Below are 15,904 nucleotides of genomic sequence, written 5' to 3' on the forward strand. Positions count from 1 at the left end.
AAACAATAAAAACATGAATACTCTATATAAATTAATATTATTGTTTTTGACTGTTTTTACGTTTATACCGAAAGGATATTCACAAAAGAATGCAGATCCAGCAATTTCAATTTTGATGAGTCCAGCAAGTGTGACGCAAGGCTCTACAGGGACCTTGAGTGCTACCGTTGGTAATTATGGTAATGAAACTATAGTTAGTAATTCATTACGAGTTACTATTAGCGTTGGTACCAATGCTGAAATTACAGGGATTTCGTCAGGAAGTGACGGACGTTGGAGTCAATTGAGTTTAACAACTGGATCTGCAAACACAATAACATTAACGAATTCAGCTGGTGGTTTTGGTTCATTTGATGCTGGGGATATTTTGCTTACTGTAAGAGGAAATGTAGTCAGTAGCGCAAAAAAAATTCTAGGTAACATAGTGTATATTACAGCAAACAATCCTTTATTATGCGGAGGTTGTGCTTCACCTCCACTTAATGCTTCGCAAGGAAATGCAAGTAATTCAAATGATAATTCACAAACAAGTTTGGCTGTAAGCTGCTTTAAACCTACTGAGCCAACGAAAGTAAACTGTTGGGATACTTTTACATTCAATACAGCAACCTGTGAATGGGATAATGATGGGACGGCTAAACCTACTGAACCAACAACAGCATTAGCATGTTGGGAAACTAGAAGCTTTGATACAACATCTTGTACTTGGAAAACAACAGGAACACAGCCAGCAGAACCAACAACAGCATTAGCATGTTGGGAAACTAGAAGCTTTGATACAACATCTTGTACTTGGAAAACAACAGGAACACAGCCAGCAGAACCAACAACAGCATTAGCATGTTGGGAAACTAGAAGCTTTGATACAACATCTTGTACTTGGAAAACAACAGGAACACAGCCAGCAGAACCAACAACAGCATTAGCGTGTTGGGAAACTAGAAGCTTTGATACAACATCTTGTACTTGGAAAACAACAGGAACACAGCCAGCAGAACCAACAACAGCATTAGCGTGTTGGGAAACTAGAAGCTTTGATACAACATCTTGTACTTGGAAAACAACAGGAACACAGCCAGCAGAACCAACAACAGCAGTAGCATGTTGGGAAACTAGAAGCTTTGATACAACATCTTGTACTTGGAAAACAACAGGAACACAGCCAGCAGAACCAACAACAGCATTAGCGTGTTGGGAAACTAGAAGCTTTGATACAACATCTTGTACTTGGAAAACAACAGGAACACAGCCAGCAGAACCAACAACAGCAGTAGCATGTTGGGAAACTAGAAGCTTTGATACAACATCTTGTACTTGGAAAACAACAGGAACACAGCCAGCAGAACCAACAACAGCAGTAGCATGTTGGGAAACTAGAAGCTTTGATACAACATCTTGTACTTGGAAAACAACAGGAACACAGCCAGCAGAACCAACGACAGCATTAGCGTGTTGGGAAACTAGAAGCTTTGATACAACATCTTGTACTTGGAAAACAACAGGAACACAGCCAGCAGAACCAACAACAGCATTAGCATGTTGGGAAACTAGAAGCTTTGATACAACATCTTGTACTTGGAAAACAACAGGAACACAGCCAGCAGAACCAACAACAGCATTAGCATGTTGGGAAACTAGAAGCTTTGATACAACATCTTGTACTTGGAAAACAACAGGAACACAGCCAGCAGAACCAACGACAGCATTAGCATGTTGGGAAACTAGAAGCTTTGATACAACATCTTGTACTTGGAAAACAACAGGAACACAGCCAGCAGAACCAACAACAGCATTAGCGTGTTGGGAAACTAGAAGCTTTGATACAACATCTTGTACTTGGAAAACAACAGGAACACAGCCAGCAGAACCAACGACAGCATTAGCGTGTTGGGAAACTAGAAGCTTTGATACAACATCTTGTACTTGGAAAACAACAGGAACACAGCCAGCAGAACCAACGACAGCATTAGCATGTTGGGAAACTAGAAGCTTTGATACAACATCTTGTACTTGGAAAACAACAGGAACACAGCCAGCAGAACCAACGCCAGCATTAGCATGTTGGGAAACTAGAAGCTTTGATACAACATCTTGTACTTGGAAAACAACAGGAACACAGCCAGCAGAACCAACGACAGCATTAGCATGTTGGGAAACTAGAAGCTTTGATACAACATCTTGTACTTGGAAAACAACAGGAACACAGCCAGCAGAACCAACGACAGCATTAGCATGTTGGGAAACTAGAAGCTTTGATACAACATCTTGTACTTGGAAAACAACAGGAACACAGCCAGCAGAACCAACAACAGCATTAGCGTGTTGGGAAACTAGAAGCTTTGATACAACATCTTGTACTTGGAAAACAACAGGAACACAGCCAGCAGAACCAACAACAGCATTAGCATGTTGGAAAACTAGAAGCTTTGATACAACATCTTGTACTTGGAAAACAACAGGAACACAGCCAGCAGAACCAACGACAGCATTAGCATGTTGGGAAACTAGAAGCTTTGATACAACATCTTGTACTTGGAAAACAACAGGAACACAGCCAGCAGAACCAACAACAGCATTAGCATGTTGGGAAACTAGAAGCTTTGATACAACATCTTGTACTTGGAAAACAACAGGAACACAGCCAGCAGAACCAACGACAGCATTAGCATGTTGGGAAACTAGAAGCTTTGATACAACATCTTGTACTTGGAAAACAACAGGAACACAGCCAGCAGAACCAACGACAGCATTAGCATGTTGGGAAACTAGAAGCTTTGATACAACATCTTGTACTTGGAAAACAACAGGAACACAGCCAGCAGAACCAACGACAGCATTAGCATGTTGGGAAACTAGAAGCTTTGATACAACATCTTGTACTTGGAAAACAACAGGAACACAGCCAGCAGAACCAACAACAGCATTAGCATGTTGGGAAACTAGAAGCTTTGATACAACATCTTGTACTTGGAAAACAACAGGAACACAGCCAGCAGAACCAACGACAGCATTAGCATGTTGGGAAACTAGAAGCTTTGATACAACATCTTGTACTTGGAAAACAACAGGAACACAGCCAGCAGAACCAACAACAGCATTAGCATGTTGGGAAACTAGAAGCTTTGATACAACATCTTGTACTTGGAAAACAACAGGAACACAGCCAGCAGAACCAACGACAGCATTAGCATGTTGGGAAACTAGAAGCTTTGATACAACATCTTGTACTTGGAAAACAACAGGAACACAGCCAGCAGAACCAACAACAGCATTAGCGTGTTGGGAAACTAGAAGCTTTGATACAACATCTTGTACTTGGAAAACAACAGGAACACAGCCAGCAGAACCAACAACAGCATTAGCATGTTGGGAAACTAGAAGCTTTGATACAACATCTTGTACTTGGAAAACAACAGGAACACAGCCAGCAGAACCAACAACAGCAGTAGCATGTTGGGAAACTAGAAGCTTTGATACAACATCTTGTACTTGGAAAACAACAGGAACACAGCCAGCAGAACCAACAACAGCAGTAGCATGTTGGGAAACTAGAAGCTTTGATACAACATCTTGTACTTGGAAAACAACAGGAACACAGCCAGCAGAACCAACAACAGCAGTAGCATGTTGGGAAACTAGAAGCTTTGATACAACATCTTGTACTTGGAAAACAACAGGAACACAGCCAGCAGAACCAACAACAGCAGTAGCATGTTGGGAAACTAGAAGCTTTGATACAACATCTTGTACTTGGAAAACAACAGGAACACAGCCAGCAGAACCAACGACAGCAGTAGCGTGTTGGGAAACTAGAAGCTTTGATACAACATCTTGTACTTGGAAAACAACAGGAACACAGCCAGCAGAACCAACAACAGCAGTAGCATGTTGGGAAACTAGAAGCTTTGATACAACATCTTGTACTTGGAAAACAACAGGAACACAGCCAGCAGAACCAACAACAGCAGTAGCGTGTTGGGAAACTAGAAGCTTTGATACAACATCTTGTACTTGGAAAACAACAGGAACACAGCCAGCAGAACCAACAACAGCATTAGCATGTTGGGAAACTAGAAGCTTTGATACAACATCTTGTACTTGGAAAACAACAGGAACACAGCCAGCAGAACCAACAACAGCAGTAGCGTGTTGGGAAACTAGAAGCTTTGATACAACATCTTGTACTTGGAAAACAACAGGAACACAGCCAGCAGAACCAACAACAGCATTAGCATGTTGGGAAACTAGAAGCTTTGATACAACATCTTGTACTTGGAAAACAACAGGAACACAGCCAGCAGAACCAACAACAGCATTAGCATGTTGGGAAACTAGAAGCTTTGATACAACATCTTGTACTTGGAAAACAACAGGAACACAGCCAGCAGAACCAACAACAGCATTAGCGTGTTGGGAAACTAGAAGCTTTGATACAACATCTTGTACTTGGAAAACAACAGGAACACAGCCAGCAGAACCAACAACAGCATTAGCATGTTGGGAAACTAGAAGCTTTGATACAACATCTTGTACTTGGAAAACAACAGGAACACAGCCAGCAGAACCAACAACAGCATTAGCATGTTGGGAAACTAGAAGCTTTGATACAACATCTTGTACTTGGAAAACAACAGGAACACAGCCAGCAGAACCAACAACGGCAGTAGCATGTTGGGAAACTAGAAGCTTTGATACAACATCTTGTACTTGGAAAACAACAGGAACACAGCCAGCAGAACCAACAACAGCATTAGCGTGTTGGGAAACTAGAAGCTTTGATACAACATCTTGTACTTGGAAAACAACAGGAACACAGCCAGCAGAACCAACAACAGCAGTAGCGTGTTGGGAAACTAGAAGCTTTGATACAACATCTTGTACTTGGAAAACAACAGGAACACAGCCAGCAGAACCAACAACAGCATTAGCATGTTGGGAAACTAGAAGCTTTGATACAACATCTTGTACTTGGAAAACAACAGGAACACAGCCAGCAGAACCAACGACAGCATTAGCATGTTGGGAAACTAGAAGCTTTGATACAACATCTTGTACTTGGAAAACAACAGGAACACAGCCAGCAGAACCAACAACAGCATTAGCATGTTGGGAAACTAGAAGCTTTGATACAACATCTTGTACTTGGAAAACAACAGGAACACAGCCAGCAGAACCAACAACAGCATTAGCATGTTGGGAAACTAGAAGCTTTGATACAACATCTTGTACTTGGAAAACAACAGGAACACAGCCAGCAGAACCAACAACAGCATTAGCGTGTTGGGAAACTAGAAGCTTTGATACAACATCTTGTACTTGGAAAACAACAGGAACACAGCCAGCAGAACCAACAACGGCAGTAGCATGTTGGGAAACTAGAAGCTTTGATACAACATCTTGTACTTGGAAAACAACAGGAACACAGCCAGCAGAACCAACAACAGCATTAGCATGTTGGGAAACTAGAAGCTTTGATACAACATCTTGTACTTGGAAAACAACAGGAACACAGCCAGCAGAACCAACAACAGCATTAGCATGTTGGGAAACTAGAAGCTTTGATACAACATCTTGTACTTGGAAAACAACAGGAACACAGCCAGCAGAACCAACAACAGCATTAGCATGTTGGGAAACTAGAAGCTTTGATACAACATCTTGTACTTGGAAAACAACAGGAACACAGCCAGCAGAACCAACAACGGCAGTAGCATGTTGGGAAACTAGAAGCTTTGATACAACATCTTGTACTTGGAAAACAACAGGAACACAGCCAGCAGAACCAACAACAGCATTAGCATGTTGGGAAACTAGAAGCTTTGATACAACATCTTGTACTTGGAAAACAACAGGAACACAGCCAGCAGAACCAACAACAGCATTAGCATGTTGGGAAACTAGAAGCTTTGATACAACATCTTGTACTTGGAAAACAACAGGAACACAGCCAGCAGAACCAACAACAGCATTAGCATGTTGGGAAACTAGAAGCTTTGATACAACATCTTGTACTTGGAAAACAACAGGAACACAGCCAGCAGAACCAACAACAGCATTAGCGTGTTGGGAAACTAGAAGCTTTGATACAACATCTTGTACTTGGAAAACAACAGGAACACAGCCAGCAGAACCAACAACAGCATTAGCATGTTGGGAAACTAGAAGCTTTGATACAACATCTTGTACTTGGAAAACAACAGGAACACAGCCAGCAGAACCAACAACAGCATTAGCATGTTGGGAAACTAGAAGCTTTGATACAACATCTTGTACTTGGAAAACAACAGGAACACAGCCAGCAGAACCAACGACAGCATTAGCATGTTGGGAAACTAGAAGCTTTGATACAACATCTTGTACTTGGAAAACAACAGGAACACAGCCAGCAGAACCAACGACAGCATTAGCGTGTTGGGAAACTAGAAGCTTTGATACAACATCTTGTACTTGGAAAACAACAGGAACACAGCCAGCAGAACCAACAACAGTATTAGCATGTTGGGAAACTAGAAGCTTTGATACAACATCTTGTACTTGGAAAACAACAGGAACACAGCCAGCAGAACCAACAACAGCATTAGCGTGTTGGGAAACTAGAAGCTTTGATACAACATCTTGTACTTGGAAAACAACAGGAACACAGCCAGCAGAACCAACAACAGTATTAGCATGTTGGGAAACTAGAAGCTTTGATACAACATCTTGTACTTGGAAAACAACAGGAACACAGCCTGCAGAACCAACAACGGCAGTAGCATGTTGGGAAACTAGAAGCTTTGATACAACATCTTGTACTTGGAAAACAACAGGAACACAGCCAGCAGAACCAACAACGGCAGTAGCATGTTGGGAAACTAGAAGCTTTGATACAACATCTTGTACTTGGAAAACAACAGGAACACAGCCTGCAGAACCAACAACAGCTTGTTATGAGACAGCGACTTTCAATACAAATACTTGTTCATGGAAAACAACAGGAACACAGCCTGCAGAACCAACAACGGCTTGTTATGAGACAGCGACTTTCAATACAAATACTTGTTCATGGCGAGTAACTGGCGCTCCCGATCAACCAATAACAGCTCCAAATGCAGCTTGTAATTCAGACAGTCAGTTAACTATTAATTTAGAAACCTTATTACCTTCAGGAACTCCAACTAACGGAACTTGGACAAGTACTGAAAACTCAGAGAAATTACAAGGAAGTGTATTCTCACCTTTTGGTTTGAGTACTGGTACATATTCATTTAAATACAGACTTGAAAACAATTGCCCATTAACCCTAAAAATAAAAATTGAGGATGACTGTAGTGGTATTGTATTAGGTTGCGGATCGATAGTTGTCCATAATGCATTCTCACCAAATGGTGATGCTAAAAATGCAGTATTTATTATCGATAATATTGAAGATACCATCTGTTATCCTGATAATACGTTAGAAATTTATAATCGATGGGGAGTATTAGTTTATGAAACTAAAAACTATAACAACGGAACTAAGGCTTTTGATGGGACTTCTCAAGGTAGAACAACAATTAATCGTTCTGTAGATTTACCTTCGGGGACTTACTTTTACATATTGAATTATACTTCAATTGATGGAAATGGTAATACTAAAGTAAATGCAAAAAATGGATACTTAACCCTTGCAAGATAAATTACCTACAAATCTAATAATAACCTGGGCTTAAAACTCCCAGGTTTAATATAACAACTTAAATGAAGACAAAATTATTAGTATTCGCTTTGATATTTACAGTGATGGTAAGTTATGGTCAACAAGATTCACAATTTACACAATACATGTACAATACAATCAATGTCAACCCTGCTTATGCGGGATCGAGGGAAGTCATGAGTATATTTGCATTGCATCGTGCCCAATGGATAGGATTAGATGGAGCACCTGTAACCAATGCTGTATCAATCAATACACCACTGAACAGAAATAATCTAGGTATAGGCGTTTCTTTGATAAACGATAAAATTGGTGCTACTCAAGAGAATAGTATTTCTACCGATTTATCATATACCGTCCCTGCTTCGGAGACTTTTAAACTCTCTTTCGGAATGAAGGTTACAGCAAATATTTTTAACTTGGACGCTACCAAATTAAATCCTGTAGATGCAACCGATGCAAGTTTACAAAATTACAAAAAATTCTCACCTAACATCGGAGCAGGTATTTATTTACATTCAGATAAAGCTTATATAGGTTTTTCTATTCCTAATTTCATTGAATCAAATCGCTATAATGATAATGAAGTTGCTATTTTTAAGGAAAAAATAAATTATTATTTAATCGCTGGATATGTATTTGATTTGAGTGATTCAGTAAAATTTAAACCTGCCATTCTTAGTAAAATGGTTCAGGGTGCTCCACTTCAAATAGATGTTTCTGGGAATTTTATGTTTATGGACAAATTCGTAGCTGGTATCGCCTATAGATGGAGCGCTTCATTAAGTGCCATGGTTGGTTTCCAAGTTTCTGACGGAATGTACATAGGTTATGGGTACGATAAGGAAACTACTAAATTGAGAAACTACAATTCTGGATCTCATGAAATATTTCTACGTTATGAAATATTTAATACTATCGACAAAATTACTACCCCAAGATTCTTCTAAAAACTATTTGTATGAAAAATTATTTACTTTTTTATATAACTATACTAAGTGTTTTTTCATTTAATGGTTATTCTCAAAAATCACAAGTGGCTTCTGCTGACATAAAATATGACAACTATGCCTACATAGATGCAATAAAAACATATGAAAGAGTTGCAGCAAAAGGATATAAATCGATAGATCTGTTCCAAAAACTTGGGAATTCCTATTACTTCAATTCCGATTTAGATAAAGCTGCCAAATGGTATGGGGAACTATTTTCTATGAGTTCTGATCAGCAGCCTGAATATTTTTTTAGATATTCTCAATGTTTAAAATCTGTTGGAGAAACAGATAAAGCTAATATGATACTAGAACAATTTTATCAGAAAGCGGATGATGATAGCAGAGCTAAACTTTTTGAAAAAAATAAAAATTATTTAGAAGATATCAAAGCAAATTCAGGAAGGTACATCATAGAAGATGCAGGAGTCAACTCTAAATACTCTGATTATGGAAGTTCTTACTATAACAACAAGCTTGTTTTTGCCTCTGCAAGAGATAATGGTAGTATAGGACAGAAAAAACACAAATGGACTAATCAGTATTTTACAAATCTATTTGTTGCTGATTTAGGTGAAGAATCAACTCTTGGAGAAATTAATGAGTTTTCAAATACTATAAACACAAAATTTAACGAATCGACTCCAGTTTTCACAAAAGATGGAAAAACGATGTATTTCACACGAAATAATTATTTAGATGGAAAAAAAGGGAAAGATGGAAATGATATAACACTAATAAAAATTTACAGGGCCACTTTTGAGAATGATAAATGGGCAAATATTATAGAATTACCATTTACCAGTGATCAATACAGCACAGCACATCCAGCATTGAGTCCAGATGAAAAAACATTGTATTTTGCCTCTGATTTACCGGGGACAATAGGTCAGTCTGATTTATTTAAGGTTCGAATAAATGATGACGGAAGCTTTGAAACGCCAGAGAATTTAGGTAAAAAAATCAATACAGAAGGGAAAGAAACTTTTCCATTCGTAACAGCCGAAAACGAACTTTATTTTGCTTCAAATGGACATCTTGGACTTGGAGGTCTAGATATATTTGTCTCTAAAATAAATCCCGATGGAACTTTTGACGAAGTGCAAAATGTAGGTGATGGCATAAATTCGAACAATGATGATTTTGCTTTTTTGATTGATACAAAATCAAGAAGAGGTTTTTTTACTTCTAACAGAGAAGGTGGATTAGGATATGATGATATTTACAAATTTATAGAAACTAGAAAACTGATTTACAAAAAGGAATTATTTGGAAATGTAACAGATTTAATAAGTGCACAAATACTGCCTGGTACAACAATAACATTGTTTGACAACCAATTTAAATTAGTAAGTACTACAAATTCGGATCAAAACGGAAATTACTCTTTCAATGTTGACTCTGAAAAAACGTACAATATAAGAGCTGTAAAACAAGAATATACTACCAAAGAGCAAAAAATCAGAATTACAAGAGAAAACGGAAGAACCGAATTGCCAATTACTCTTGAAAAAATACGCTGTAAAGTCACTGTTGGTAATGACTTAGGTGTCTGTTTCGGAATTAAAATGATTTATTTTGACCTGGATAAATCTAACATCAGACAGGAAGCCGCATATGATCTCGAAAAAATATTGGATGTGTTGATACAAAACCCTACAATGAAACTGGACATTCGTTCTCATACTGATAGTAGACAAACTTTCAAATACAATGAAGATTTATCTAATCGCAGAGCAAAATCAACTATAGCTTGGTTAGTTAAAAACGGAATTAATCAAAATAGGTTAATAGGTAAAGGATATGGAGAAACTCAATTGGTAAACAAATGTCTTGATGGCGTGGAATGTACCGAAGAAGAACATCAACAAAATAGACGTAGTGAGTTTATTATCAATAGTCTCTAAAATTTATTGACAAAGTACCTAATAAAAAATATTCTTAAAACCTCGGCTTCAAACTCCCGAGGTTTTAAGAATATTTTTTATCTTTTTTCAAATTATATTACAATTTAGTTAAAAAAACAAAATACATATTTAACCATATCAAAGCATTCCATTTAACCATGATTCTAAAGTAAATCCAAGACATACTACTTTCCGTATTTTTACAGATTTTCACACTTAATTATTTACATAAAAGAGTAGATATACTGATAGTTATGATTTTTTATCCGCATAATTTTGTAAGTAATCATAAAACCAAATTTTGAATAAAAAATTAATCTTATTATTAACTATTCACTTTTTAATACTTCATACTAGTGTAACTTTTGCAAAGTACATTAACCCTACTCCGCCTCCAGTAGGGACTACAAATAATTTTGTTTTATTTACTGCAGCTGGCGACATATCTAATGCGGGAACAACTTCTACCTATTACGGGAATGTTGGCACTAATGCAGGTACGTTAACTGGTTTTGCAAGTTTAATTATACAGCCGACGAATTTATATGCCACTACACCAGAAACAGCTCAATGTACAGACGATTTAAAGCTCCTTTATTCTGATTTAGTAAATAGAACTGGTACTGAGAGATCTGGTGCTTATGGATCAGAAACTTTAACTCCGGGTGTTTATACTACCGCAGGAGCTGCCAGTATAGCTGGTATTCTAACCTTAAACGGTGGTGGAGATCCAAATGCACGGTTTATTATTAAAACTGGAGGTGCTTTTACCATGGGTGCAGAAGCAAAAATATTTTTAACAAACGGTACGCAAGCAAAAAATGTGTTTTGGGTTATCGCAGATGCTTGTGCTATTGCAGCTAATTGTGAAGCAAGAGGTCTGTTTATTTGTTATTCAGGCGCTATAAGTCTGGGCGCAAGTTGCACATTAGAGGGAGGTGCATTGACCATAGCTGGTGCCATTACAACACTGGACGAAATGTCTTTAGCTACAGCAGCTACTAATACAATGGTTTTATCAGAAAGTCAATCAATAGTTTCAGGGACTGTTCCAGCTGATTTAGTGTTAACGGGTAACATCAGTCCTGTTATAAAATGGCAAAGTTCTACGGATCCTAATTTCACAGAATTCACAGATATTCTACATTTTTCAGCCCGACTTTCAGGTTCTTGTATTGGTCCTGTTACTACTACTACTTTTTATAGGGCAGTAATACTTATTGATGGTATTCCTGCATATTCTAATCGTATAAAGATAACTACCACTGTACCTCTTAATACGGGACCTTTAGCACCTTTTGCTTTATTTACAACAGCTGGAGCTGTCACTAATGGAGCCACAACTTCAACTAATAATGGACTTATTGGTACAAATTCTGGGGCGCTTACTGGAACATTTTCAAACATACCTTCCTTACATGCTGAAGATGCTCTTACTCTTACTTGCGCAAATTACTTGCTCCCCTTATTTAATTCCATAAAAAACACTCATACTACGGATATTCATGCAGTTTCTTTTGGTGCTGGCGAAATTTTACTTCCAGGGGTGTACGAAATTGGCTCAGCAGCTACAATGTCTGGAATATTAACTTTAGATAGTCAAAATAATCCTAATTCTATTTTCATTATAAAAATTACTGGAGCACTAGCATTGGCAGCTGGTACAGAAATTAAATTAATTAATAAAGCTTCAAGTGCTAATGTGTTTTGGGTAATGGATGGCGCTTTAGGTGTAGGCGCGTCATGTACCGTTAGAGGAACCTTCATCTGTTTGGCAGGAGCAATCGCCTTGGGTGACAACTGTATAACAGAGGGCGGAATGTTTACAATAGCAGGAGCTATAACATTAGATAATTCCACACTATCAACTCCCCCTACTAATACAATGCATTTATCAGCTGATCAAACTATTGCTACTGGAGCGCTACTAGCTGATTTAGTTTTAACAGGAAACACCAGTCCTGTTATAAAATGGCAATGGGCCATTAACAATGATTTTTCTAACCCAACAGATATATTGCTTTCTTCAACAATTCTTTCAGGGTCTTGCGTTGGTCCACTTATCACTACTACTTTTTATAGAGCAGTAATCCTTATTGATGGTGTTAATGCTTACTCTAATAGTATAAAGATAACTACTTCAGTTACTGCACCTAATCTTGATCCTTTATTTCCTTTTACGTTATTTACGAAAGACGGTGCTATTACTAATGCAGCAGGGATTTCAACTAATAATGGGCTTATTGGTACAAATTCCGGGGCAATTTCTGGAATCTTTTCTAATATGTCTTCATTGCATAAAGAAGATGCTCTTACCCAAACGTGCGCAAATTATTTACTTCCTTTATTTAATTCCATAAAAAATACTCCTACTACAAATACTCACGGCGCTGCCTTTGTCGATGGTGAAAGTTTAGAGCCAGGCGTTCATCACATTGCTAGTGCTGCTACTTTAGGAGGAGCACTAACCTTAAATGGCTTAGGATCTACAAATTCTATATTTATTATTAAAATAACAGGAGCTCTTTCAATTGCTGCAAGTAGTCAAATAGAGTTAACTAATGGAGCTCTAGCATCTAATGTGTTTTGGGTAATCGATGGAGCGTTAAATGTAGGTGCGTCTTGTAAGATCAGAGGAACCTTTATCTGCTTGGCAGGAGCAATCACACTTGGTAATTTAACGATAACAGATGGAGGAATATTTACAATTGCAGGAGCTATAACGTTACAAAACTGCACATTATCAACCCCTATAATTGCCTCGTCAAATCAAGTTGTCGTTTCTGGTTTACAACCCCAAAATTTAACGCTAACAGGTCATATGGATACAGTTTTGAGATGGGAAAAATCAACAGACTCTTTTTTCACAACCCCAATCGCTATTGCAAATACAACTACAACACTAACTGGGTCCCAAATAGGAATACTTCCTAGAACTACCTATTTTAGGGCAGTAGCAATAATCGGAAGCAATACAATACATTCTAATAGTGTAATTATTGCAATTCATCAAGCTACAAATTCCGTGACTCCTGGTGCATCATCATCAATGCCAACCTTATATATTAATACGGTATTAACCAATATTACCCATAGCACAAATGCTGCTACTGGAATTAGAAATGCTACAGGACTACCTCCAGGAGTAACAGCAATTTGGGCGTCAAATACGATCACAATTAGTGGTTCACCAACGGCTTCAGGAATATTTAACTACAGTATTCCGTTAACTGGAGGTTGTGGAAATGATGCAAGAGGAACTATTACAGTCAATCCTAAATTAGTCGTTTTAACAGGAGGACTAATTTCTTCAAATCAGGCATTTTGTTCCACTTCCGTACCTGCCGATTTAAGTTTATCAGGTAATACTGGTTGGGTTGTCAAGTGGCAAAGTTCCTTAACTCCAGATTTTGCAATTGCTGCAGATATTACTTCCAACGACACAACACTAAATGGAACTACTATTGGATATTTAAGTCTTACCACATATTTCAGAGCTGTTGTACAAAGTTGTACCGAGCCTGTTCAATACGCTATCCCCGTAAAAATTTCAATTGCAAGTCTTACAACTTGGAATGGTTCTTCATGGGACAATGGGTTTCCATCTGCTACTAAATCAGTTATTTTTACAGGTAATCTTACTGCTAGTGAAGATATTCATGCCTGCTCTATTACCGTTAATAATGGTGCAGTAGTCATCGTTAATTCTAATTATACCATGACAATAACTAATGAATTAACGGTTTCTGACGGATCCCTAACATTTGAAAACAATGCCAGTTTAGTTCAAATTAATGATGGAGCTATAAATTCAGGAAACATAACTTACAAACGGCAATCTGCTTCAGTTCGTCCCTCAGATTACACCTACTGGTCCTCTCCTGTAGCAGGCCAGACTTTAGCTAGGGCATTCTCGAATTCGCCTTCCAATAGAATTTATTCCTTTAATGCATTCTCAACTACACAAAATTGGAAAAAGGAACTAACATCCACAATTATGTCAATTGGAACTGGTTATATTGTACAAGGACCTCAAGCCAATAGCAGTACTACCACTAGCATTTATGAAACTAGTTTTTTGGGAAAACCAAACAACGGAATAATAGAGATACCGATTGGTCCCGAAGGCACCTCAAATCTTATAGGAAATCCATATCCTTCAGCTATTGATGCAGATACATTTTTGAATGTAAACTCGTCCATTTTAGAAGGCACTATTTATTTCTGGACACATGCAACCGCTATTCAATTAGCCAGCCAAATTTCAAACCCTGGCTCAGGAACTTATGCGTATACTTCTGATGATTACGCTTCCTATAATTTAACAGGAGGAGCCGGAGTCGCCGCCGTTTCTGATGGAATAATGACGATCCCATCAGGTAAAATTGCCGCAGGACAAGCCTTTTTTTCAACAAGCAAAACTAGTAATGCAAATGTTCAATTTAACAATAATATGCGTTTAGCCGGAGGTACATCAGGATCCAATAATTCTCAGTTTTTCAAAATTAATACTACCTCTAAAACTAAACTTTCAAAAGTTATTAAAAAAGATAGAATTTGGTTAAACTTAACTAATAGTCAAGGAGCTTTCAAGCAAACATTGGTAGGATATATAACTGGAGCTACAAATGAATACAACGATAGTTATGATGGAGAAAGTTTTGACGGAAATAAATATGTAGATTTTTACAGCATAAAATCAAACAAAAATCTAGTAATCCAGGGTAAGACTTGGCCATTCGATATAAATGACGAAGTGCCTCTAGGCTTTAAAACTACAATTAATGGAGATTTAAAAATAAGTATTGATCACCTAGATGGCTCATTATTAAATCAATCCATATTTATAAAAGACAACCTAAATAGTACTATATTTAATTTAAAAAACGGGAATTACATTTTCACAACAGCTGCAGGAACATTTAATGACCGTTTTGTTTTGCTATATACAAATAAAAACTTAGGAACTAAAGATTTCAGTACCCAACAAGATACCGTTTTAGTTTCTAGTAAAAACAAACAGATAAACATTATTTCTACAGTTGAAACAATAGATAAAGTACTTATTTATGATGTATCAGGAAGAGAAATTTATCAAAAAAATAACATCAACGATACTGAATTATTAATACCTGATCTGGCTTCAAGTCACCAACCCATATTTGTAAAAACAGTATTACAGAATGAAAAAGTAGTTAACACCAAAGTTTTATATTAAAAGTAACTTAATTACAAAATAACATTTCAACCAGAGATCAATCTTTGACTACTACTTTAAACCCTGTTCTGAAATTAATTTGAAAAACTTATTATGTTTAAAAAAACAT

Annotated in this window: 4 protein-coding genes; all 4 read left to right on the forward strand. The window is 37.5% G+C overall.

The features are described 5' to 3' along the window. The first annotated feature begins 13 nt into the window (after nt 1–13). The 4 genes from ABZP37_RS00345 (at nt 14) to ABZP37_RS00360 (ending at nt 15,795) form a co-directional block, all read left to right on the forward strand. On the forward strand, nt 14–7,657 hold the full coding sequence (locus ABZP37_RS00345) for a gliding motility-associated C-terminal domain-containing protein (protein ID WP_366184705.1): 7,644 nt from the start codon (nt 14–16) through the stop codon (nt 7,655–7,657). A 62-nt stretch (nt 7,658–7,719) separates the two neighbouring features. Next, nucleotides 7,720–8,628 carry a type IX secretion system membrane protein PorP/SprF gene (locus tag ABZP37_RS00350; protein WP_366184707.1) on the forward strand — a complete coding sequence of 303 codons (909 nt, stop codon included), beginning with the start codon at nt 7,720–7,722 and terminating at the stop codon, nt 8,626–8,628. A gap of 11 nt (nt 8,629–8,639) precedes the next feature. Further along, on the forward strand, nt 8,640–10,577 hold the full coding sequence (locus tag ABZP37_RS00355) for an OmpA family protein (RefSeq protein WP_366184709.1): 1,938 nt from the start codon (nt 8,640–8,642) through the stop codon (nt 10,575–10,577). 301 nt (nt 10,578–10,878) lie between these two features. After that, nucleotides 10,879–15,795, forward strand: a complete 4,917-nt coding sequence (locus ABZP37_RS00360) for an ice-binding family protein (protein WP_366184711.1) — start codon at nt 10,879–10,881, stop codon at nt 15,793–15,795. Nucleotides 15,796–15,904: the final 109 nt, after the last annotated feature.

Origin of the sequence: Flavobacterium ovatum (assembly GCF_040703125.1) — a bacterium.
In the GTDB taxonomy this organism is placed as follows: Bacteria; Bacteroidota; Bacteroidia; order Flavobacteriales; family Flavobacteriaceae; genus Flavobacterium; species Flavobacterium ovatum.